The organism is Microscilla marina ATCC 23134 (assembly GCF_000169175.1).
GTDB lineage: Bacteria > Bacteroidota > Bacteroidia > Cytophagales > Microscillaceae > Microscilla > Microscilla marina.
This window is the reverse complement of record NZ_AAWS01000017.1, coordinates 1-25,077: the sequence shown is the minus strand read 5'-3', so window position 1 is coordinate 25,077 and position 25,077 is coordinate 1. Positions and strand designations below refer to the sequence as shown.

At 38.1% G+C, this 25,077-nt stretch carries 19 protein-coding genes; 3 read left to right on the top strand and 16 right to left on the bottom strand.

Annotated features, from left to right (window positions below; all coding sequences use genetic code 11):
* Positions 1-77: 77 nt before the first annotated feature.
* The gene (locus M23134_RS17020) at positions 78-449 is read left to right on the top strand and encodes a hypothetical protein (protein WP_157558523.1); all 372 of its coding nucleotides are present in this window, start codon (positions 78-80) and stop codon (positions 447-449) included.
* A 49-nt stretch (positions 450-498) separates the two neighbouring features.
* Here M23134_RS17020 and M23134_RS17015 read toward each other — a convergent pair whose 3' ends face one another.
* Positions 499-1,194, bottom strand: coding sequence for a tetratricopeptide repeat protein (locus tag M23134_RS17015; protein WP_002698269.1), 696 nt, complete (start codon positions 1,192-1,194; stop codon positions 499-501).
* Between the two features lie 229 nt (positions 1,195-1,423).
* Here M23134_RS17015 and clpB point away from each other — a divergent pair, with 229 nt between their 5' ends.
* Positions 1,424-4,072, top strand: a complete 2,649-nt coding sequence (gene clpB / locus M23134_RS17010) for an ATP-dependent chaperone ClpB (protein ID WP_002698267.1) — start codon at positions 1,424-1,426, stop codon at positions 4,070-4,072.
* A gap of 80 nt (positions 4,073-4,152) precedes the next feature.
* Here the strand turns inward: clpB and M23134_RS40540 are convergent, their stop codons facing one another.
* From M23134_RS40540 to M23134_RS16990, 4 genes are all read right to left on the bottom strand, one after another.
* Positions 4,153-6,177 (bottom strand): peptidylprolyl isomerase, encoded by a 2,025-nt coding sequence (locus M23134_RS40540; RefSeq protein ID WP_002698266.1) that lies wholly within the window; start codon positions 6,175-6,177, stop codon positions 4,153-4,155.
* Between the two features lie 155 nt (positions 6,178-6,332).
* The gene (locus tag M23134_RS17000; RefSeq protein ID WP_002698264.1) at positions 6,333-7,001 is read right to left on the bottom strand and encodes a hypothetical protein; all 669 of its coding nucleotides are present in this window, start codon (positions 6,999-7,001) and stop codon (positions 6,333-6,335) included.
* Between the two features lie 88 nt (positions 7,002-7,089).
* Positions 7,090-8,286, bottom strand: coding sequence for a THUMP-like domain-containing protein (locus tag M23134_RS16995; RefSeq protein WP_002698262.1), 1,197 nt, complete (start codon positions 8,284-8,286; stop codon positions 7,090-7,092).
* Between the two features lie 88 nt (positions 8,287-8,374).
* On the bottom strand, positions 8,375-8,980 hold the full coding sequence (locus M23134_RS16990; protein ID WP_002698260.1) for a hypothetical protein: 606 nt from the start codon (positions 8,978-8,980) through the stop codon (positions 8,375-8,377).
* A 333-nt stretch (positions 8,981-9,313) separates the two neighbouring features.
* Between M23134_RS16990 and M23134_RS16985 the strand changes: the two genes are divergently transcribed.
* Positions 9,314-10,231 carry a DUF6263 family protein gene (locus tag M23134_RS16985; protein WP_002698258.1) on the top strand — a complete coding sequence of 306 codons (918 nt, stop codon included), beginning with the start codon at positions 9,314-9,316 and terminating at the stop codon, positions 10,229-10,231.
* A gap of 68 nt (positions 10,232-10,299) precedes the next feature.
* Here M23134_RS16985 and M23134_RS16980 read toward each other — a convergent pair whose 3' ends face one another.
* From M23134_RS16980 to secE, 11 genes are all read right to left on the bottom strand, one after another.
* Positions 10,300-11,754, bottom strand: a complete 1,455-nt coding sequence (locus M23134_RS16980; RefSeq protein WP_002698255.1) for a dicarboxylate/amino acid:cation symporter — start codon at positions 11,752-11,754, stop codon at positions 10,300-10,302.
* Between the two features lie 393 nt (positions 11,755-12,147).
* Complete coding sequence (locus M23134_RS16975) at positions 12,148-12,852, bottom strand: hypothetical protein (RefSeq protein ID WP_157558522.1); 705 nt, start codon at positions 12,850-12,852, stop codon at positions 12,148-12,150.
* A gap of 188 nt (positions 12,853-13,040) precedes the next feature.
* Positions 13,041-13,361, bottom strand: coding sequence for a DUF3467 domain-containing protein (locus tag M23134_RS16970; protein ID WP_002698251.1), 321 nt, complete (start codon positions 13,359-13,361; stop codon positions 13,041-13,043).
* Between the two features lie 55 nt (positions 13,362-13,416).
* On the bottom strand, positions 13,417-17,742 hold the full coding sequence (gene rpoC, locus M23134_RS16965; RefSeq protein ID WP_002698249.1) for a DNA-directed RNA polymerase subunit beta': 4,326 nt from the start codon (positions 17,740-17,742) through the stop codon (positions 13,417-13,419).
* Between the two features lie 189 nt (positions 17,743-17,931).
* Positions 17,932-21,801 carry a DNA-directed RNA polymerase subunit beta gene (gene rpoB / locus M23134_RS16960; RefSeq protein WP_002698248.1) on the bottom strand — a complete coding sequence of 1,290 codons (3,870 nt, stop codon included), beginning with the start codon at positions 21,799-21,801 and terminating at the stop codon, positions 17,932-17,934.
* A 198-nt stretch (positions 21,802-21,999) separates the two neighbouring features.
* On the bottom strand, positions 22,000-22,380 hold the full coding sequence (rplL, locus tag M23134_RS16955; RefSeq protein ID WP_002698246.1) for a 50S ribosomal protein L7/L12: 381 nt from the start codon (positions 22,378-22,380) through the stop codon (positions 22,000-22,002).
* Positions 22,381-22,439: 59 nt separating this feature from the next.
* Positions 22,440-22,976 carry a 50S ribosomal protein L10 gene (gene rplJ / locus M23134_RS16950; protein WP_002698244.1) on the bottom strand — a complete coding sequence of 179 codons (537 nt, stop codon included), beginning with the start codon at positions 22,974-22,976 and terminating at the stop codon, positions 22,440-22,442.
* A 31-nt stretch (positions 22,977-23,007) separates the two neighbouring features.
* Positions 23,008-23,703 (bottom strand): 50S ribosomal protein L1, encoded by a 696-nt coding sequence (gene rplA / locus M23134_RS16945; protein ID WP_002698243.1) that lies wholly within the window; start codon positions 23,701-23,703, stop codon positions 23,008-23,010.
* Between the two features lie 72 nt (positions 23,704-23,775).
* On the bottom strand, positions 23,776-24,213 hold the full coding sequence (rplK, locus tag M23134_RS16940) for a 50S ribosomal protein L11 (protein WP_002698242.1): 438 nt from the start codon (positions 24,211-24,213) through the stop codon (positions 23,776-23,778).
* A 90-nt stretch (positions 24,214-24,303) separates the two neighbouring features.
* Positions 24,304-24,873: a transcription termination/antitermination protein NusG gene (gene nusG / locus M23134_RS16935; protein ID WP_002698241.1), complete on the bottom strand. Its 570-nt coding sequence runs from the start codon at positions 24,871-24,873 to the stop codon at positions 24,304-24,306.
* Positions 24,874-24,900: 27 nt separating this feature from the next.
* Positions 24,901-25,077: preprotein translocase subunit SecE (secE, locus tag M23134_RS16930; protein ID WP_075164038.1), on the bottom strand; the 177-nt coding region annotated here is incomplete at its 5' end.

Here is a 25,077-nt window from a genome sequence, read left to right as displayed (position 1 = left end):
AAGTAATATTTTCAACAACACAATTAGTCAATCTTGTATACACGATTGCTTTCTCAACTATTAACTAACTAATGAAGATGAGAGATAGACTAGAATACTTTATGTCAGTGCTTATTGTAGAAGGCTTAGGTGCTGATGGAACCATTTCGGAAGATGAATTGGACCGTATTTATGATAGGGTGATACCACGCATTGCTCGCCAACTAGACTTTGATACTATTGCAGTGCGCGATGCTTTTGAAATTTATTTCCACGAAGATTATCATAATATACCTGATGGAGAGTTAGATGATTTGGTTCAGCAAGCAGTAGATGCTATGGACAAAGAATTCGAAGTAGAAGAGCTGCGTGAGTTTATAAGCATTATCAAAAGTGCTACTGATTTCAATTTGTTTTCTTCTGCTAACAAAAACTATCTTGACTTTTTGCGGGAAGAATGGGAAGTTTAAAACATTTAAAAGCCACGGCTAATCAGGACATCTCGAAAGGTGTCCTTTTTTATTTCAAGCTATTGATCTGTTGTAATGCTTTGGCTCTAAAATCATACAACTGTTTGTTTTTTAAACCTAGTTGAGTGGCTTTGTCAAAACTAGCAATGGCTTCACTCAACTTATTAAGTTTGTAGAGATTCATTCCGCGATTAAACCATAATACGGCTTCTTCTGGCTTTTGTCTGATCGCTATATCAAAGTCTACTTGTGCTTGTACAAACTTTCCAACTTTAAAGCCGATCAACCCACGATATGGCCGTATACTGTCAGGTTGCTTGCTCAGGTAAAACGCCATTTCAATGTCTTGGTATGCCAAATAATAATGCTGGGTAAAGTAAAACCCCAGGGCACGAAAAAAAAAACCTTTCCAATGATTGCGACAAATCCTCAGGAAATGGTCACAGGTAGCAATGAGTAAATCATAGTTTTTTTGTTGATAAAGCATCTCCGTTTTTGCTAGTAACGCTTCTACAATAAATGGCGCGGCAGCCTGCCTCTCCCAACCAATCACTTTATCAAAGTCTTGTATAGCAACATCAAACTTTTGCAGCCTTTGCAACACACCTCCTCTGTGGTAATAGTAAGCCACCTGATTTGCATCCAAGGCAATGGCTTGAGTAATCAGTTCCAAGGAAGTTTCATAAGCTCTTTGCTTGTACTTTTCTATGCTTTGGTAATAATACTCTACCGGGTAACTTTCCATAAAATAATCAAGGATACTAATACTGTTTTTTGATTGAATTGACAGGTTAAAATAAATAAGCGCCTAACAATCAAGACATTATGTCACACTCAAATTAGAGAATCCGCAGTAAATTAAGCCATTTTGTCCTAAAAAACAATTTAAATTGGCTTGGTAACACTTTTGATCAAAAAAAGGCAAACAGTAATATTTTACACTATTTATCATTTTCTATAACTCACACAAAACTATGAACTTTAAAAATTATACAACTAAAGCACAAGAAGCCATACAACAATCGGCACAGATAGCCCAGCAAACAGGACAACAAGCCATAGAAACAGGGCACTTGCTGAAAGCCGTAATGGAGGCTGACCACAACCTTACTTCGTTTATTCACACACAGTTAGGTATTAACAGGGAAAGTTTACAAAGCAAAATAGATGATTTGCTCCATACCTACCCCAAAGTAAATGGACAAGCTTATTTTGGCAATGATACTGCGGCTGCCCTGCAACAGGCAGAAAAATATAAAACCAAGCTGGATGATGAATACATCAGCCTTGAGCATTTACTACTAGGGTTGCTGGCAGGTAAAGATAATACTGCCCAACTGCTCAAAGAAGCAGGTATGAACGAAAAAGACTTACTAAAAACCATCAATGACCTAAGAGGAGGAAATAAGGTTATGAATCAAAACGCTGAAGCTACTTATAAATCGCTGGAGAGATACTCGAAAAATTTAAATGAATTGGCGAAAGCCGGAAAACTTGACCCTGTAATTGGGCGGGATGAAGAAATACGTCGTGTACTACAAATTTTGTCGCGCCGTACTAAAAACAACCCTATGCTGATAGGTGAACCAGGGGTAGGAAAAACTGCTATTGCTGAAGGACTTGCCCAAAGAATAGTAGAAGGTGATGTACCAGAAAACCTTCAGTCAAAACAGCTGGTATCGCTTGATATGGGATTATTGGTAGCTGGTGCCAAATATAAGGGAGAGTTTGAAGAGCGGCTCAAAGCTGTGATTCAAGAAGTGATAGACTCTGATGGTGAAATTATTCTTTTCATAGATGAGATACATACCTTGGTGGGTGCCGGAAGCGGTGGTGAAAGTGCCATGGATGCCGCCAATTTATTAAAGCCTGCTTTGGCACGGGGCGAATTGCATACTGTAGGAGCTACTACGCTCAAAGAGTATCAAAAATACATAGAAAAAGACAAAGCCTTAGAGCGGCGTTTTCAAGGAGTGATGGTAGATGAACCTAATGTACCTGATGCCATTTCTATTCTAAGGGGCTTGAAAGAACGCTATGAACTACACCACGGGGTACGCATTCAGGATGACGCCATTATTGCGGCAGTAGAGTTGTCTGATCGCTATATTTCTGATCGTTTTTTACCTGACAAGGCTATTGACCTGATGGATGAGGCTGCTGCTAAACTGCGAATAGAGATTGACTCAATGCCGGCAGAGCTAGATGAGCTACAACGCAAGGTAATGCAACTTGAGATAGAAAGAGAAGCAATAAGACGCGAAAAAAATAAAAAAAGAGAAAAAGAGATTTCTAGAGAAATAGCTGAGTTGAGTCAAAAAAGAGATAGTCTTAAAGCAAGGTGGGAGACCGAGAAAGGAGTCATTCAAAGCATAAGAAAGGCTAAAGAAGATATAGAGCAAATGAAAATTGCTGCAGAAACCGCCGAACGAGAGGGTAACTTGGCTAAAGTAGCAGAACTACGCTATGGCAAAATACTGGAAACAGAAAAAGTGTTGGCAGAGAAACAAGCAGAACTTTCGCATATTCAAGACAATGCGTTGCTAAAAGAAGAAGTTGGAAATGAAGATATTGCCGAGGTAGTGGCTAAATGGACTGGTGTGCCCGTATCTAAAATGCTAAAAAGCGAGCGTGAAAAATTATTAGAGCTGGAAGCTGAACTTGCCAAACGAGTCGCAGGACAAGACCAGGCAATTAAGGTAGTGGCTGATGCAGTACGACGAAGCAGGGCTGGTTTACAAGACCCCCGCCGCCCTATTGGTTCTTTTATATTTTTGGGAACCACTGGGGTAGGTAAAACTGAGTTGGCAAAAACACTGGCGAATTTTCTGTTCAACGACGAAGATGCGATGGTACGCATAGATATGTCGGAATACCAGGAACGCCATGCAGTGAGTCGTTTGATAGGAGCGCCTCCTGGTTATGTAGGTTATGAAGAAGGTGGGCAATTAACCGAAGCAGTTAGGCGCAAACCCTACTCAGTAGTATTGCTCGACGAAATAGAAAAAGCGCACCCTGATGTTTTCAATACTTTGTTGCAAGTACTAGACGATGGTCGGTTGACTGATAGTAAGGGGCGGTTGGTAAACTTTAAGAATACCATCATTATTATGACATCTAATGCAGGCTCGCACCTTATAAAAGATAACTTTGCCAAATTGTATGAAGAGGGCAATACACTTAGCGAGTTTGAGATTATGACCAATACCAGAGAGGAGGTATTTGACTTGCTTAAACAAAGTGTAAGACCAGAGTTTCTGAATAGAATAGATGAGGTGGTAATGTTCCGTCCGTTAAGCAAACAAGATATGCGAAACATTACTAATATTCAATTTGCACATATTCAAAGGTTACTCAAAGAACAAGACATTCACCTTGACGCCCCCGAAAACGTGTTAGATACGCTGGCAGAGATAGGATTTGACCCTGAGTTTGGGGCAAGGCCTTTGAAAAGAGTATTGCAGAAACGCATCTTGAATGAACTTTCAAAAGAAATTTTGGCAGGTAAAATAAGTAAAGGGTCTGTAGTGACAATGCACCTTAACGAGTATGATCAAATACTTTTTGAAACAATAGAAAATGTAAACATAGATGACTTCAATGGTGACAAGGTTACTGTGTAAATGCTTGAATGAGAATCCCTGAAGTGATTGCTTCAGGGATTTTTTGTATTATACAGTAGTATTAAACAAGTCTGTTAAAACTATTGACTTACGCTTTCTAATAAAGAAACACGCTGGATTTTATCACCTACTTGTAGTTTGTGTACTACGTCCATTCCTTCCACTATTTTAGCAAAAATGGTATAGTTGCCGTCTAAATGTGGGGTGGGTGAATGAGTAATGAACCATTGACAACTTTCGGTATCTTTACCGGCAGAAGCCAACCCTATATAACCTTCGCGGTAACGCAAAGAAGATAGCTCGGAAGTAATGGTGTAATCTAAACCACCAAAACCGTCGCCATGAGGTCCCCCGCCCTGTGCCACAAAATTGGCAATGACTCTATGAAAAGCTTTATTGTCATAAAATTTCTTTTTGACCAAACTCACAAAAGTAGCTACACTTACCGGTGATTCATTTACAAATAACTCAAACATGATGTCGCCTTTAGAGGTTTTAAGTTGCACTTTTTGTAATTGGGGTAGAGTTTTGATCATTGCCCAGTTTACTTCTTTTTTTGCCTTGCCTGCCGGAGTAGGCTTTACTTTTCTACCCGCAAAAACGTCTATGGTTTTCTTTAGTTCTTGATAGCCTTCCAGCTCAAGGGGTAATTTGAGCAAATCCAGCGCTTTCTGCAAAAAGGACTTGTCACGATAAAAGTCTTTGTAATTATACTTAGGATTACGCAATGCCTGAGCACCATATACAACCAAACCAACATCTTTACTCTCTATGGCATACTTGAATATTTTTCCAAAATCCTTTTTTACTGTATCTGCTCTTACCTTGTCAAAAGCTTTTAAGCTTCTCACCTTGCTCAAGGCAGTAATGGCTGCTGAACGAATGAGTAGTTCTTTGCTGTTGTACAAATGATTGGCAAGCCAAGGGTAATTTTCTACCTTTTCAGCCAAGGCAAGCATTAAACTGCCTTTTTCATACATATTGTCTGATTTTTCGTACAATGACTTAATGTAATCATTCACTTCATTGCCTTGAGCATATTTATTTACTACAGTAAGCAAGTTAGCCCTGGTTTTCCAGCTTTTGAGCTTTTTTGCCAACTTCCATAGTGTATCTGCATCTGATTCGGGAGCATTGTTTAGCATATATTGAGAAGCTGTGATGGCCACATGCTCATTGTCGTCATTGATCGCATCTAGTATGGCATTACGAACCGAATCATAAGCAAATCTATAGGCTCTGATCGCATTGACCCTTACCAAATAGTTTTCATCGTTTTTAAGGCTATTAGTCAAACTGGCTATTACTTCAGGAGTGTTTATTTTGGATAAAGCACGGGCACAGTTCATGCGCACAAATGGGTGTTGGTCGCTTGCCATGGCCTGAATAATCTTATCTTGTACATCTTTGAGCTCAGCCAACCTACCAAAACGTCCTAAATGATTAGCTGCCATCTCGCGTACCCTTTCTTGGTGGCTGGGATTAATCAAGTCTACCATTTTGGTGGTCAGTTCATCTTTAAAAACTTCTTTGAGTCCAGCTCGGTATACTCCAAGTGCCAAGCCATATAAAAGACCTTCATCTCTAATATCTAAAGAAGCCAAATAATCCATGCCCTTAGCAGTGGCCGATTTGCCTATAGCCTCAAGTATCAAGATTTTCACTTCTTTGTTTTCTTCTTTGATCCACGCTCTCAACAACTTTTCCTGAGCCTTTGCTGGATCTTTCATGGTTTTACCAATTTGCCCCAAGGCATACACTGCTGCTTTGCGTACTTCTACATCTTTGTCTACCAGCAAACTTGCCAATGTATCAACAACAGTTGTATCCTGTATTGACGCGAAAGCCATGGCAGCAGCTTCACGATAAGTAGGGTTACTATTAGAAAAAAAATGAATTACTCCCTTAGAGTCACGGGCTGTTTGGTGATTGTATATATTCACCAAGGTGTCATCAGTAAATCGATTGGTCAGTTTAGATTGTTTTTGCGGGCTCTTATCAGCTGTAATTGTTGAGTCTGAAGTTTTATCATCTTTATTCGCTTGTTTTTTGGCACAAGCCACTGTCATTAAGCTTATTAAAACCAAAGCAATATAGTTTCTCATGTCGTAATTATGTCTATAAATTCTATCCTAACTTTTAGATGAGTAAAGATAAAAGTCTTATACGACAAGTACAGAAACAAAGGAGAAAATAATAAAAAGAAACTGTTAATATAATCAGCTGCTTACACAATGCTTATTATGATAAATAGGTATTATTAATGGGCGTAATTTGTTCTATACTGCTGATCCCAATATTTCAACCATAGATTATCCTTATGAGGAATTTGTAAGGTAACATATTCGTGCACGATTTGCCAATAAATATCAAAGTTACCTTTAATAAAGCACCCAGCAGCAAGCCAATGCTCCCAGAAAGTAGTAAAGTCGGGAGCTATCACGTTTTTTAAGGGTGAGCCATCGTACAAAATACGGTAAATCCCATTTTCTTTTCTCTCTGGTTGGGCATCTAATATCAGGCAAGGCTCTTCAAAGGTAAGTGGAATACCATATAGATGTAAGCGTCGCAATTCCATTTCTTCTTTGTCTTCTTCATCGTCATAGTTTTCTGCCATTTCACGTAACATAGCCGTATCTCTTACTACATATTTAAAAGGCAAGAAATCGGTACCTGCCGCAAACTTGTTTTTCTCTCCAACAAAAGATACTGACATCAATCCTTCTTCCCAAAAAGTCCAAACGTCTTTTGGAACAAATACATCGTATTCTTTTACAAAATCAGCAATATCCTGGGGTCTTACCGGATCTATTTTATCAAATTTAAGGTCAAACTTTCCCGACTCTTCCAACTCGTCTATAAATATGTGATAGATTTCAAGTAAATCTATAATATTATGATTGTGTACGTTTCTTATAACTTGCGCCATATTATTATTTTTTTCCTTCTTCTACCTTCTGTATACGCTGAACACTTTCAAAGTTTCATGCTTTTGGCGAAATTTTCGTTATAATCACTCATGCTTTTTCAGTAACAATTACCAACGCTCTATGAGCTTGAGTTTGAGTTACAAATAAATAATCATTCCCTCCATCTTTTAGCTGAAGTTTCTTACGCACCAATGCCACTGAGTCGGGAAAGTTTCGCGCAGTAATATTGGCTTTTTTAGCTGGACAGTACTTTGCAACCTCTTTTTTAGTATACCTACATACTCCTTTTATTTTAAAACTCCGCCCTGGGAAATCTTTTAACCAAGTGTTTGATGTATACAAGTGACTATGTGGGTGTAACTTTGCCAACCCAAAGCATTGGGCAATTTGTTTAAAAGCTCCTGCTTTCAATATGGCCACATTAGGCTCATACAAGTATTGCATAGGCTCAGCATATACTACTTGCGAGGTCCTCTCTTCGTTTCGGGTAAAGCTAAAGTACTGAGCAGGTTTATGGGCGTTTAGGTTCAAAGCTTCAATGTGGGGTATTGTCTGGTGATTGTTTTTTAGTACAAATAGTAGTTCTTTACATTCATTATTTATAGCCACTACTACTACCTTTGCTACTTGCTCCAGCTGCCTTATACCCAAGTCAATATCCAACATTGGTGAAAGTTTAATTAATAATTGATCAGTCTTTTGCCAAAGCACAGGCAACAACTCCAGCAAATTAGGGGTACACTCTTCCAACCTAAACACTTTATTTTTGGCATCATCACGCCTCGCTGGATCAATATAAACTGCATCTACTTTATCTACTTCTTTAAGAAAACTTTCCGCAGATTGTGCCTTGATTTGTATGTTTGTTACCCCAAACGCTTCAAAGTTATGCTGCACAAGTTTCGCCAGTTCTTGGTGTTGTTCTACATAATATACCTGATCAAAGGTTTGGGCAAAATGATAACTATCTACCCCAAACCCTCCTGTAAGATCGACCAGGGTGTTTCCAGATAAAATTTGTGCTTTATGCAATGCAGCTATTTCAGAAGAACATTGCTCAATAGACAGCAAAGGTGGATAAATAATATTGGGAGTATCAAACCAGGTAGGTAATTTGGCTTGTATTTTACGCCGTGCTTGAATTTGTCCAACAATGTGGGTCATTTCAGGTTTTGAGTAAGGCGATGCAGCTAAAATTAAGTCTGCTGGGGTTTTATAGAGGTTAGCGTCAATGTACTGCTGTACATCCTCAGATAACAAAAATGCTATATCTGAATCAGACATATCACTCTTTTATTAAAGGGTTTAAAAAAGAATATGCCTAAGCTTATACAAATAAACTTAGGCATATTTCAATACATAAAAACGGGGATTATGCCATCTCGATAGATGCTACTACTTTAGAAGAACGTTGCTCTTTGATTTTTTTGAACAAACTAGTGCTTATGGTAGAACAAATAGCCCCTTTCTTACGGGTCAATTCCAACATATTAAGCTCTGAATGTAAATCATCAGCTATGGTTTCACTGCTTGTTACTTGGTTCTCTTCTACATCATCTGTGATGATGCCTTTTTCACGAGCCATCAATAAAACAATTCCAAAGTCTTTTTTCTTCAATGGAAGCTTATCAGTTTCACCCGAAATCCATTTCAAAAAAGAATTCTGGTTTGCAGTGATTTTCGACATACGGTATACGGCCAGGTCAGTTACATAAAAACTTTTTAGCTTTTTGAAAATATCCAACCAGTCATACTTGCCTACTTCTACTTCTATTGGAGCATCTTGCACCTCTTGAAGTATTTCATCCTGTAGTGAAGACTCTATAGTATAAAAAACCAATTTTTGGTTTACTTGTACTTCATCTACTGTGATTTCTTCTTTTTCGGTACGTTTTTTCTGAAGAATTATCTTCTCTTCAGCATCAAATTCTTGCGTAGTATTGTCATCAAAATGTAGCTTGAATTTTTGGTCAGCCATGACGATTATTTTTTTTTGAGTTTACCCCCCCGGGTTATTATTACCAAAGCAATTTAGCTTTTTAAAAATTTACACGAAGTGCAAAGTTAATAAAGCTATGGCATAAAATTGTTAAAAGCACTTACAATTGATGAAAAAATTATCATTTCCGGCAATCCTACAACCCTATCGCTATAAAACTACACTTTTGTATATTCTAAACCGTCAAATATGAGCGCACAATTAACCTTTATTTTTTCTTTAGGCTTACCTTTATCACAAAACCAACAAAATAACCTCTTCGTACATACATTGTAACTGCTACAAATCAACGAACTTTTAAACCCCTACACGATGAAAAAACACTTCAAATTTTTTATTTTTCTCTTGTTCATTGTTCAAGTCCCTTCTCTTACATATGCCCAAAAAAAACACAAACTCACGCTCAAACTTACTCCTAACACTTCGTATGTTATCCAACAACAAATATCTCAGTATATTGAACAAGAGTTTCAAGGACAAAGACAAAATAGTAGCATTACTTACCAGTATAACATCAAAGAAATAGATGAAGAGGGATTTTATAAGATAGTGGTTGTATACAAAAAAATACATTATAAACAGGGAAAGTCAACGTATAACTCTGAGGATACCACTGCTACAGAAACGGCTTTATCTAGAGCATTGGGCGCTATGATTGATAGCAGGATAACTATGCAAGTCAACAATCAAGGACAAGTAAGAGAATTAATTGGTGCTGACGAGCTAATTGAGAAAATGCTCAATGCAAAGGCGGTAGCTAATAAAGCCACTAGAGAGAGGCTTCACAAAACATTTAAAAAGGCTTTTGGTGAGGCTGCACTGAGGGAGTCTATGGATCAATTCTTTAATATTTACCCTAACAAAAAAATTGCGGTAGGTGATAGTTGGTCAAAGAAATTCGAGAAAACAGCCTCGTTTCCAAGTAAAGTGAATATGACATGGACTTTGGATAAAGTGGAAGAAAATACAGGACTGATTAACATTAAAGCCACGGTAAGACCCACCCCTAATACGATAGTAGATTTAGGTATTGTAACAGCAAAATATGATCTCAATGGTACCCAAGAAGGTTCTATGGATATAGACATAGAAACTGGTTGGACCCAGCGTTATTATATCAAACAAGTAATGTCAGGCACGATGTATATGACTATGAATAATGGCTCACAAGAGATTGCAGTAGATACTAAAATCACGACCACCTCTAAATACATCACGTTAAAAAACTAAGATAGAACGACAAAATCAGCCTTTGCCAAGTAAGTTGCCCAGCAAAGGCTTGCTCAGTATTTGCTAATTTATACTTTTAGTTCTTCTCCCTCGCTTTTGCCAATAATTACGGCCCCGCAGCTATCACTCCACACATTGGTAGTAGTACGCAACATATCTAGTATTCGGTCTACTGCCAAAATCATCCCTAAACCCTCAAGTGGCAAACCTACTGCACTCAAAATTACCGAAATCATTACCAAACCTGCCATTGGTATACCCGCTGCACCAATAGAAGCCAATAAAGCAGTCATTACTACTACTATTTGTTGCATAATGCTTAATTCTATGCCATACGCCTGGGCAATAAACATAGCTGCTACACATTCATACAATGCAGTTCCATCCATATTAATGGTAGCACCCAAAGGTAGCGTAAAGCTTGTGATTTTATTAGAGACTCCGCTTTTATGCTCTACTGTCTCCATTGACAAAGGTAAGGTGGCACTTGACGAAGAAGTAGAAAAAGCTGTAAGTAATGGGTTGGTCATATTGCGTAGGTGAGCAAAAGGGTTGGCCTTGCCTATAAACTTTACAATGAGTGGCAAAATGATAAAGAAGTGAGTTCCTAAGCCCAAAATTACCGTGAGCATATACCAGCCCAAACTACCTGCCATTTGCCCCAATGCCTGGCTGTCACCTGCTTGCTCGGCAATGGTATTGGCAACTAACCCTAAAACCCCTAGTGGAGTAAACTTGATAATGAACATCGTGATTTTCATCATCACTTCAAACACTGCATTAAAAAAATCATTGAGCAGATCCTTATAATTTTGTTGTATTTGGGTAATAAAATACCCAAACATAATCGCAAAGAAGATAATAGAGAGCATTTTACCTGTACTCAATGACTCAAATACATTGGTAGGAATCATGTTAATCAAAGTATCACCAAAAGATCCTCTGGCATCGTCAAGACCTTCTACGGCTCCTGCCGAACTAGTAGGGGCTCCCACTCCTGGGCGAATAAGGTTTACAAAAAATAACCCTGTAGTAATGGCTAATACACTGGTAGATAAATAGTATAGCAATGTTTTACCCCCTAAACGCCCTAAGTTTTCTCCGCTCCCAATATTGGTTATACCAGTAATGATGGAGCTCAAAATCAGAGGCACAATCACCATTTTTAAGGCTCTTAGAAAAATATCACCCATCCAGCTTACATAAGTAACTGGTTGAAACTCTGTTTCTTTTAAGATGGTTTTTCTATACTTTTTTACATTTTCATCACCTATAGCACTTTTCAAGGCTTCTTCAAAAGCTTTATCATTGTGATAATCTTTCCCCTCTAGTTTTTTAAGGTTCTCAATAATGTCAGTTTCTATATGTTGCTTTTTCTTAGAAGCTTTATCAAAAACTTGTACACTTTGCAGTTTGCTTACTGACTCTTTAGTAACCTCATAGGTGGGTGTTAACTGCAAACCAACAACAACACCTAAAGCTAAAGCAATTAGTATTTGCCAATGAAGTGCTATCTTCTTCATAATCTATCTATATATATTATCAATACCTTGTTATCTTATCAATATTAGGGGAACACCTCAAAAACCTTTTTAATGTTTGTGAAGTGAGAAACACAGCAAATTTAGTTTGGGTTTTACTCTTTTGGTAAGATGCTGATGAAGTCAAATATAACAGAAAAAAATTTAATTATAAGTAAAAGGCTCAAACTAGAGTATACCCATACTGTTGATCATATCGTAAACAGGGCCGCCTGGATATCAAAGGTTACAATCCTATCCCTTATAACGCAAAATACTCCGTCAAGCGGAGTACCTTACATCTGTTATATAAACTGTATACTTTAAGAAAAATCAAGCTAAATATTTTGAGTGCAAAGCCTATTATTTACTTCTGACAATTTGAGCACATCACTTTTACACACTTGCACCAGACCCAGGCATAAACTTCCAGAATATGGTTCCTCCAGCAGTCATTGTGGACATAAAGGTATACGGTCCCTGAATCCACTTGTTATTGCCCTCTACTGTTTCTATCACTTGTGTACCTTGTACTACTGTTACATTCTGATAAAGGCTTCCGTGTGATGGGTCAGATAATTTAAACCCTTGTTTTGCTCTATAGTGATCTCTAAACCTTTGGTAAATATCAGCACCATCCCAAAACGGTCCACTGTCTAAGGTTTGTATCACATGTAGCATATCTGCTGTGTTGCGGGTAAACATCTTGATAATAGCCTGTGTAGCATATTTTTTTCGTATAGAGTCTCCACCAGCACTAAAATACTCATTGTATACCGGGCTACCAATTGCATGGGTATAGCTTTTATCCACCAACATTTTGTCAAATGTATAGGTAGCATCCTTTTGCTTTTTAGCAGAAGCGTAGTTAAACATAGAATAAGCAATTGCAAAAGTTTCTCTTTGCATTTCACCTTCTGGATCATTAGGGTTAATTTGTTGAACCAATCCCATAAAAGAAGCTTCTGCATATATAGTTGCTGCATACATAGTAAGCTGGCTACCTGTTAAGGGAAAGGATTGTCCTCCTACAACTGCTGCATTACCAGAAGGATCTGCACTAACAAGTGACCCATCAAGATTAAAATGATATGTTGCCATTTGGTAAAATATTTATAGTTATGCAATGTAACGTACAATCCAAATATATAAGTTATTTCATTAAGAACTGGCATTATCAGCAATATTTTTACCTCCTTTTCCAACATATTAAATGCCTAAAAGCCAATAAAAAAGCCAAGTAAGTTTTTATCACTTACTTGGCTCTATAATAATATGCTTCACTAAAGTTAGGCTTCTCCCATTGTACCTCCAAAATTCATTGGAAATTGAAAGTCATCTCCAGAAGAAACAATATTCCCAAAACTTGCTTCGTATTTTTGAATATTATCTTTCAATGCATCAAGTAGCCTCTTGGCATGTTCGGGAGTTAATACAATCCTTGACTTCACTTTTGCTTTAGGTAGCCCTGGCATCACTCTGATAAAATCCACGACAAACTCGCTATTAGAGTGTGCAATCATAGCAAGGTTTACATAAGTGCCTTCTGCTATTTCCTCAGAGAGTTCAATATTAATTTGGTTTTCTTCCTTAGGATCGTACTGTGCCATAAATCTTTCATGAAAAACGGCAGGTATAGTACCTGCCGCATATTAATATTTATAATTAGTTCTGTAACTGTCTGTTTTTCTCTCGGTTTGCTGCCAATCTAGGCTCAACCAAAGCATCATGTTCTTCCTGAGACATCACAATTAAATCATCATAATAACGGATACCAGTACCTGCTGGAATCAAGTGACCTACAATTACGTTTTCTTTCAAACCAATCAAATCATCAGTTTTACCTGTAATTGCTGCTTCACTCAATACTTTGGTAGTTTCCTGGAACGATGCCGCTGAAATGAAACTCTTAGTACCTAATGAGGCTTGTGTGATACCTTGTAGCGTTGGTTTAGAAACTGCTGGCTCCGCGTCTCTCACTTTTACTACTTTCATATCACGACGTTTCAAACTAGAATTCTCATCACGTAAAGCACGAGCTGTTACAATCTGACCTGCTTTGAATTTAGCAGACTCGCCTGCCTCTACGACTACCTTCTTGTTCAGAATGTTATCGTTTTCTTCTCTAAACTCAAACTTGTCTACTACTTGGTTAGGCAAGAAACTAGTATCTCCAGCATCAATGATTTGAACCTTCTGCATCATCTGACGTACGATGATTTCAATGTGCTTGTCATTGATTTTTACCCCTTGTAAACGGTAAACTTCCTGAATCTCATTTACTAAATACTCTTGTACTGCTGTGGGTCCTTTAATAGAAAGAATATCAGCAGGAGTAATCGCTCCATCAGACAAAGGTTGTCCAGCTCTTACAAAGTCACCGTCTTGTACCAAGATGTGCTTAGACAATGGCACCATATATTTTTTACGAACCCCATCTTTAGATTCTACAAAAATTTCACGATTACCACGCTTGATTGTACCATAAGATACAATACCATCAATAGCACTTACTACTGCAGGGTTTGATGGGTTACGCGCCTCAAATAGCTCTGTTACTCGAGGCAAACCACCAGTAATATCCCTGGTTTTACCAATAGCTCTTGGTACTTTTGCCAACACTTGGCCAGCTTTAATAGCATCGCCTTTATTCACCGCCAAACGGGCACCTACCGGAATGTTATAACTCTTGGTCTTATCACCAGCATTTACAACAATTGCCGGGTTTTTAGTTTTATCCTTTGTGTCAATAATTACTTTTTCACGGAAACTTGTTTGCTCATCAGCTTCTTCTTTAAAAGTAATTCCTTCCTCTATAGATTCAAACTCAATCTCTCCAGTAACTTCTGACAAAATTACTGCATTGTATGGATCCCAACTACAAATCTCATCACCAGATGCAACCTCTACTCCATCTTTTACTTTTAAGAAAGCGCCATAAGGAATATGGTTGGTAAGTAATACTTTATTTGTGCCCTTCTGTACAATTTTTACCTCACCAGAACGTCCCATTACTACATCTACTTTCACCTCATCTCCATCAGGAGTAGTCACAGTAGTCTTTACCGTTCTAATGCCTTCAAACTCAATGAGACCACTAAACTTAGCTGTCAATGTAGTATCAACAGCAATGTTGGAAGCAGTACCCCCTAAGTGAAAAGTACGAAGTGTAAGTTGTGTACCGGGCTCACCAATAGATTGGGCTGCAATAACCCCTACTGATTCACCTCGTTGAACCATTTTATTGGAAGCAAGGTTTCTTCCATAACATTTTGCACAAACTCCATAACGGGTTTCACAAGTCAATACAGAACGAATCTCAACCTCTTCAATACTGGTATTTTCAATTCTTGTAGCAATTGCTTCAGTAATTTCGTCCCCTGAAGCAACTATCAACTCATCAGTCAATGGATCAGTAATATCATGTACTGATACACGCCCTAGAATTCTCTCTGACAAATATTCAACAGTAGTCTCATCATCTTTCAATTCAGAGGTTTGAATACCACGTAAGGTACCACAATCTTCCTCGGTAATGATCGCATCCTGTGCCACATCTACCAAACGTCTTGTCAAATAACCCGCATCAGCCGTTTTAAGTGCAGTATCGGCCAAACCTTTACGAGCACCGTGAGTAGAGATAAAGTACTCAATTACATCTAAACCTTCTTTAAAGTTAGAGATAATGGGGTTTTCAATGATTTCACCCACAGAACCTTGTAAGTTCTTTTGTGGTTTTGCCATCAATCCCCTCATACCACCTAATTGGCGAATCTGCTCACGAGAACCACGAGCGCCAGAGTGCATCATCATATAAATTGAGTTGAACCCTTGCTGATCAGCCTCTAATTTACCCATTAAAATCTCGGTAATTCTAGAGTTGATACGAGTCCAAATATCAATTACTTTATTATATCTCTCATTATCAGTAATCAAACCAAGCATATAGTTGGTTGATACCTCTTCTATATCTTCTTTTGCCTTGGCAATCAATGAATCCTTCTCAGCAGGAACTACTACATCACCTAAACCGATAGAAAGTCCACCTTTATAAGCAGTTTGGAAACCAAGGTGCTTAATATCATCTAAGAAGTGTGCAGTACGGGCGCCACCAGAAATCTTATATACATGAGAAATAATTTTCTGAAGCTTTTTCTTTGTTAGTAACTCGTTTACGTAACCTACCTCCTCTGGAACAAACTCGTTAAAGAGTACTCGTCCAGCAACGGTTTCAATCATCTTAGTCTCTAACTCTCCACTCTCCTCATCTCTTACTTGCACATTTACATGAATGTATGCATTTTTAGATAATTGCTTTTCATTCAATGCAATGATTACCTCCTCAGCATCATAAAAACGTTTGCCTTCCCCTTTAATAGGTACTTCCTTGGTAGTTTTACGTCCTTTAGTAAGGTAATAAAGCCCTAATACCATGTCTTGTGATGGTACTGTAATTGGCTTACCATTCGCTGGGTTTAGTATATTGTGAGCAGAAAGCATCAGCACAGAAGCCTCTAAAATAGCTGCATGACCCAATGGCACGTGTACCGCCATCTGGTCACCATCAAAGTCAGCGTTAAATGCTGTACAAGCCAGAGGGTGTAACTGAATAGCCTTACCTTCAATTAATTTAGGTTGGAATGCCTGAATACCCAATCGGTGAAGCGTTGGAGCTCGGTTAAGCAGTACTGGGTGTCCTTTAAGTACATTTTCCAAAATATCCCAAACTACAGGGTCTTTTCGGTCTACAATTTTCTTAGCAGATTTTACTGTCTTAACAATCCCACGCTCAATTAGCTTACGGATAATAAATGGTTTGAAAAGTTCTGCCGCCATGCTTTTTGGTAACCCACACTCATGGAGTTTGAGCTCGGGACCTACCACAATTACAGAACGACCAGAATAATCAACCCTTTTACCCAATAAGTTTTGACGGAAACGACCTTGTTTACCTTTCAACATGTCTGAAAGGGATTTTAAAGCACGGTTACCATCAGCCCTTACAGCGTTGACTTTACGTGAGTTGTCAAATAATGAATCTACTGCTTCCTGAAGCATACGTTTCTCATTACGAAGAATTACTTCAGGAGCTTTAATTTCTATTAGTCGTTTAAGACGATTATTTCTAATAATCACACGACGATATAAATCATTCAAGTCAGAGGTGGCAAAACGTCCCCCATCTAAAGGAACCAATGGTCGTAATTCAGGAGGAATTACAGGAACCATTCTGATAATCATCCACTCTGGTTTATTCTCAATACGATTTTGAGCATCACGGAAAGCCTCTACCACGCGTAGACGTTTCAATGCCTCTGCTTTTCGTTGTTGAGATTTATCTTTTGAAGCAGAATCCCGCAAATCAAACGATAGCTTATCTAAGTCAAGACGTGCTAAAAGCATTTCTAGTGCCTCTGCTCCCATCCTAGCTATAAACTTATTAGGATCGCCATTGTCTAATTGTTGGTTTTCTCTTGGTAATTTATCTACTATATCTAAATATTCATCTTCGGTAAGGAAATCAAGGTAATTGATACCTTCATCTTCCATAATACCCGACTGAATCACTACATATCTTTCATAATAAATGATTTGATCCAGTTTTTTGGTCGGCAACCCTAGCAGGTAGCCAATTTTATTGGGAAGAGATCGGAAATACCAAATATGTACCACAGGTACAACTAACTCGATATGTCCCATACGTTCACGGCGAACCTTTTTCTCAGTTACTTCAACTCCACATCTATCACAGATAATGCCTTTATAACGTATCCTTTTATATTTCCCACAATGACACTCCCAGTCCTTCACAGGACCAAAAATGCGTTCACAGAACAAGCCCCCCATTTCTGGCTTGTATGTGCGGTAGTTGATGGTCTCTGGTTGCGTCACTTCACCATAAGAAGAATCCAAAATAGACTCAGGGGAAGCTAAGCTTATTGTGACTTTCCTAAAATCGTTGGTCAGCTTTTTATTTTTTCTAAATGCCATCCTGATAATTTAAAATTAAGTGGGTTATTATATAATGAAAGATAATTATCCTATAAGTTAAAATTGAAATTTTTAACCAAAGTTAAGTTTTATGATAACTCTTTAACTACAAGAGAATTAACCTCTATAACTAAATGTAGTTATAAAGGTTAAAACAACCTAAACTTTAACTTTTTTTTAACACTGTATCTACTGCAGAGTAATTTCGAGCGCTAAACCTCTCAATTCATGTACTAGTACATTAAAAGACTCAGGGATGTTAGGGTTAGGAATATTTTCCCCTTTCACAATTGATTCATAAGCCTTGGCTCTACCAATTACATCATCTGACTTTACAGTCAAAATTTCCTGAAGAACGTTGGCAGCACCAAATGCCTCAAGAGCCCACACTTCCATTTCTCCAAAACGCTGTCCACCAAACTGGGCTTTACCACCCAACGGCTGTTGAGTAATCAATGAGTAAGGACCAATAGAACGTGCGTGCATTTTATCATCAACTAAGTGACCAAGTTTCAACATATAAATAATTCCAACAGTAGTTGGTTGGTCAAAACGTTCCCCGGTCAATCCATCATACAGATAAGTACGGCCAAACTCAGGCAATCCAGCTTTATCAAGCTCTGTTGTTACTTGATCTTCAGTGGCGCCATCAAAAATAGGAGTTGCATATTTCTTACCTAGTTTTAACCCTGCCCAACCTAGTACAGTTTCATAGATTTGCCCCAGGTTCATACGAGAAGGTACACCCAATGGATTCAAAACAATGTCCACAGGAGTTCCATCTTCCAAGAAAGGCATATCTTCAGCACGTACAATTTTCGCCACTACTCCTTTGTTTCCGTGACGTCCCGCCATTTTATCCCCTACTTTCAGTTTACGCTTTTTAGCAATGTAAACTTTGGCAAGTTTTACAATACCAGCTGGCAACTCATCACCTACTTCAAGTGCAAATCGTTCGCGCTTAAACTTACCAGAGATTTCGTTGCGTTTTTTATTGTAGTTTTTCACCAACCCAACTAACAACCTGTTTGTTTTTTCATCCTCGGTTGCATTGTCTAAAATCAAATCTGCAACAAAGTTAGCTTCTTCTGGCACGTTATAAGTGCTTTCGTCACGATAGACATTCTCTTTTGGGAATAAGTTTTCATGAATGTTGGTTTGGTTAAACTTAACCCCTTTTGACATTACAATATTGCCAAACTTATGCTTAATCCCCTTAGAAGTTTTACCCTCAAGTAAAGTGACCAATTTCTCAACTACAATCTCTTGTATTGCTTGTAAATCTTTTCGGTATTGAGTAATCAAAGACTTTACTTCTTCTTTTGCCTTTGCTCTTAAGTCTTTATCTTTCTTAGGGCGTGAAAACAACTTGGTATCAATCACTACTCCACGCAAAGATGGAGGTGCTTTCAACGAAGCATCTTTCACATCCCCTGCTTTATCTCCAAAGATTGCTCTTAATAATTTTTCTTCTGGCGTAGGATCAGACTCTCCTTTGGGAGTGATTTTACCAATCAATATATCTCCTTCGCGGATTTTAGTACCCACCATCACAATACCATTTTCATCCAGATACTTGATAGCATCTTCGCTCACGTTTGGTATTTCTGCGGTAAGTTCTTCTTGTCCACGCTTAGTGTCTCTTACTTCTAACTCCTTCTCTTCGATATGAATAGAAGTAAATACGTCGTCTCTTACTACTCTTTCAGAAATCACGATCGCATCCTCAAAGTTATACCCTTGCCAAGGCATAAAGGCTACTTTCATGTTAGCTCCAAGTGCTAATTCGCCATCATTGGTGGCATATCCTTCGCACAACGCTTGACCTTTTTTCACTTTTTGCCCCTTATAAACAATAGGGCTAAGATTTACGCAAGTGTCTTGGTTTGTTCTTCTAAACTTAATTAAGTTATAAGAAACAATATCATCTTGGAATGATGTAAGTTGTTGCTCTTCGTTAAAATCATAACGAACTATGATTTTTTTAGCATCTACATAATCGATGACTCCATCATACTCCGCCACTACTAGTGCACGAGAATCTACTGCTACTTGCTCTTCCAGGCCAGTTCCAACAATAGGTGCCTGTGGACGAAGCAATGGAACAGCTTGACGTTGCATGTTAGAACCCATCAATGCGCGGTTTGCATCATCATGTTCAAGGAAGGGAATCAATGATGCCGCCACTGATACAATCTGGTTTGGAGCAACATCCATATAGGATAACACCGCAGGGTCTACTACCGGGAAATCACCTTCAAGTCGTGCTTTTACTTTATCTCTAAGGAATTCACCACTTTCAGAGATAGGTACATTTGCTTGTGCAATATGGTGAGTATCTTCTTCCTCAGCAGTCAAATAAGAAATGTCATTGGTTACTTTGCCTTCTGCTACCTTACGATAAGGAGTTTCAATAAAGCCCATGCTGTTCACTTTTGCATGAACACACAAAGAAGATATCAAACCAATGTTTGGACCTTCCGGAGTTTCAATGGTACACAAACGACCATAGTGAGTATAGTGAACATCACGTACTTCAAATCCCGCACGTTCACGAGATAGTCCTCCTGGTCCTAATGCAGACATTCTGCGTTTATGAGTAATTTCAGCTAATGGATTGGTTTGATCCATAAACTGAGAAAGTTGGTTGGTACCAAAGAAAGAATTGATTACAGAAGAAAGTGTTCTTGCGTTAATCAAATCTACAGGTTTGAAATCTTCGTTGTCACGAACATTCATTCTTTCTTTGATAGTACGAGCCATACGAGCCAAGCCTACACCAAATTGTGTATATAGTTGTTCTCCTACAGTTCTTACACGACGATTACTCAAGTGATCAATATCATCTACAACTGCCTTCGCGTTGATTAACTTGATCAAACGTTTTACAATAGAAACAATATCTTCACGTGTTAATACGCGTGTATCACTGTCTATTGCCAATTCTAATTTTTTATTAATACGATAACGGCCAACCTCTCCTAAGTCATAACGCTTATCACTAAAGAATAAGCTTTGGATGATCTCACGGGCTGTTTGTTCATCAGGAGCCTCGGTATTACGCAACTGACGGTATATTTGTTCTAATGCTTCTTTCTCAGAGTTTGAGTTATCTTTTTGAAGCGTGTTATATATAATTGAGTAATCGGTAACATTGACATCATCACGGTGAACAATAATAGACTTCACTCCAGAGTCAACAATAGTATCTATGTCTTCTGCTTCAAGGATCGAGTCACGTTCTAAAAGGATTTCATTTCGTTCAATAGAAACTACTTCACCTGTATCTTCATCAACAAAATCCTCAGTCCACGTTTTCAAAATACGAGCAGCAAGCTTGCGACCAATGGCTTTATCTCTCAACACTTTGTCTTCTGCCTCAATCTCCTCTGAAAGATTAAATAAGTCCAAAATTTGCTTATCTGAACCAAAACCAATGACACGTAAAAGTGTTGTTACCGGGAATTTCTTTTTACGATCAATGTAAGCATACATTACGTTGTTTACATCAGTCGTAAATTCTATCCAAGAACCTTTAAAAGGGATAATACGAGCAGAATATAGTTTGGTCCCGTTCGTGTGCTTGCTTTGAGCAAAGAATACACCAGGGGAACGGTGCAATTGAGACACAATCACCCTTTCTGCGCCATTTATAATAAATGACCCTTTAGTGGTCATGTAAGGGATATTCCCTAAAAATACTTCCTGTTCAATGGTTTCAAAGTCCTCATTATCTTCATCACTACAAGATAACCTGAGTTTAGCTTTTAAGGGCACTGAATAAGTCAGCCCTCGATCTATACATTCATCCACCGAATATTTTGGGGGATCAATAGAATAGTCGATAAACTCAAGCAAGAAATTTTCCCGTGAATCAGATATGGGAAAATTCTCAGAGAATACCTTGTACAACCCTTCTTGTTGACGAAATTCAGCGGGGGTTTCCAGTTGAAAAAAGTCTTGAAAAGATTGTATTTGAACATCAAGAAAATCAGGGTATTTCACTACTTTTTCTACGGTAGCAAAACTATGTCTTTCGTTGTTGTTGGGATTTTGCATGGGTAACCTGTGTCCTAAGAGTATAGGGTATTTATTATTGTCGTGAATCAATAATATTCTTCAAAAGCCAAGCCGTTAAAAAATAGCCTCATATACATGAGGAAAAGACCTGAACGTATTTTATACGCCAGGTCTGGAATTTTATCTCAAATATTGAATTGGCTAAATATAACCAACTCAATTGAAAGTTCAAATAAATTACTTGATCTCTACTTCAGCACCTAATTCTTCTAACTGAGCTTTTAATGCATCAGCTTCAGCTTTATCCACACCTTCTTTCAAAGGTTTTGGAGCTTCGTCTACCAATGCCTTAGCATCTTTCAATCCTAAGCCAGTTAGTTCTTTTACTGCTTTTACTACTTTAAGTTTAGCGCCACCAGCAGATTTCAAAACAACATCAAATGCAGTTTTCTCTTCTTCACCACCACCAGCTTCACCACCGCCAGCAGGACCAGCTACAGCTACAGCTGCTGCTGCAGGTTCGATACCGTGATCATCTTTAAGAATAGTTACTAATTCGTTTACCTCTTTCAAAGATAAGTTTACTAACTGTTCTGCGAACTCCTTCAAGTCTGCCATTGTATTAAAATTTTAAAAAAGTCTAAATTGAATGTTATTACAAAATTATAAGCTATTGATTATGCTTCTTGTTTATCAGACAAAGCCTTAAGCACGCCTGCCAATTTGCTGCCACTGCCTTGTAAAGCAGATACCAAGTTGCGACCTGGAGACTGTAAAAGTCCAACAAGTTCGGCGATCATCTCTTCGCGAGACTTGATCTTAGAAAGAGGCTCTAAGTGCTCAGCTCCGATATAGATAGCTGAATCGATAGATGCACCTTTCAATGCAGGTTTTTCGTTACCCTCTTTTTGAAACTTTTTAAGCACCTTAGCAGGGTCACTCATCGCTTCACCAGCGAACATGATACCTGAAAATCCTTTAAGTGCTTCTGAATCAAACAAAGTAGTATAATCAGATTCTTGTTGCTCGAGTGCTTTTTGGATCAAAGAATTTTTCGCTACACGATATTCTATACCTTTTTCAAAACACATACGACGGAAATTATTAATGCTTTCCACATTCATTCCAGCCGCATCAGTGATATAAAAACCAGGTGCATTAGAAAACTTTTCTTGTAATTCTTTAATCACTACTGCTTTTTCTTCCCTTGTCATTTTCCTAAAAATTTAATAGTGATCTCCTCAGTTAATTTTCAAAGGTATTTTTATCTACCATAACCGACGGACTCATTGTACTTGACAAGTAAATACTTTTGATATAGGTACCCTTAGCAGAAGCAGGTCTTAACTTAACCAAAGTATTGATTAACTCACGAGCGTTATCATTTAACTTCTCAGCAGTAAAAGATGCTTTACCAACTGAAGTATGAATAATACCAGTTTTGTCTACTTTGAAGTCAACCTTACCAGCTTTTACCTCTTTTACAGCATTTGCAACATCAAGTGTCACAGTACCTGATTTAGGGTTTGGCATTAGTCCACGAGGTCCTAATACTCTACCTAAACGTCCCACTTTAGCCATTACAGTAGGCATAGTAATTACTACATCAATGTCAGTCCATCCACCTTCAATCTTCTTGATGTATTCATCTAACCCTACGTGATCAGCACCAGCATCTTTGGCCTCTTGCTCCTTGTCTGGAGAACATAAAACCAATACTCTAACGTCTTTACCAAGACCGTGAGGAAGCGTAACCGTTCCTCTAACCATCTGGTCAGCTTTTCGAGGGTCAACTCCCAAACGCACGTCAACATCCACGGAAGCGTCAAATTTGGTGAAAGTGATATCTTTGATAACACTTACAGCCTCATTTAGTGGATACTCACGACTCTTGTCAAACTTTGAGAGAGCCTCTTTCTTCTTTTTTGTTAATTTTGCCATTTTAAATGGATCTTGAATGGGCAAGCAAATGAGTTTTATTTCATTCTACCATTCATTATACAAAAATTCTCTTTAGAAGGGTTTTTCTCCTGTCACTGTAATTCCCATACTACGTGCTGTACCAGCTACCATCATCATGGCTGACTCTTCTGTAAAACAGTTTAGGTCAGGCATCTTAGTTTTGGCGATTTCACGAACCTGATCCCAAGTAACTTGCGCTACTTTTTTACGGTTAGGCTCACCAGAACCAGACTTAACTTTGGCAGTTTCTTTTAGTAATATAGGAGTTGGAGGTGTTTTAATCACAAAGTCAAAAGACTTGTCTTTGTAATAAGTCACCACAACAGGCAAAATCATTCCCTTTTTGTCCTGAGTACGTGCATTAAATTGCTTACAAAACTCCATAATATTCAAACCCTTACTACCAAGAGCGGGTCCGATAGGAGGTGCAGGCTTTGCATCGCCACCAGAAACTTGTAGTTTTAGATAACCTTCAACTTCTTTTGCCATAACACTTCAAAAAATTAAGTTGAGCGTTTTTGCTCAACTATGGAGGTATTATATCCCTTATTGTATATAAAATAAGCAGGCTTAAAAACGTTACTCTTGTTTTTCAACCTGCGAATAGTTCAATTCAACTGGTGTATTTCTGCCAAAAATCTTTACCATCACATTTATTTTTTGGCGTTCTTCAAACACTTCTTCAACAGTCCCAGTAAAACCATTGAATGGCCCGTCTATTACTTTTACAGTTTCTCCAACAATAAAGGTAGTTTCCAACTTCACATCATCTTCAGCACTTTCATCTACTTTACCTAATATTCGGTTTACTTCTGACTGTCGTAATGCCACGGGATCTTTAGAGGTACTTCCAGTAGCTCCTAAGAATCCTATAATACCAGGAATGCTAGTAATCATGTGAATCAATTCTCCTGTTGTGGGATTATCTTTTTCAAGGTTAGCCTGTACCATTATATATCCAGGGAAAAAGCTTTTTTCACGTAATCGTTTTTTACCATTACGCATCTCATATACTTTTTCGGAAGGGATGAGTACTTGCGGAACATGTTCATGAAATTCACGCTTGGCTATTTCATTTTCTAAGTATGTTTTCGCTTTTTTCTCTTTACTGGCTATTGCCCTTACCACATACCACTTTAATTGACTCATCGAAATTTTTTTGTTAGTTTAAGTTGTTTAAAATGCGCTGTAATACAAATTCATCGCATTTTCAAAAACTTTATCAATCATAAAAATTACCAATGCAAAAATTACAGAAGCTATTAATACTAAAGTAGAACTGTTTTGCAGTTCTTTATATTTAGGCCAAGTAACTTTATCTCTGAGTTCTTTGAAAGAATCTACCACAAAAAG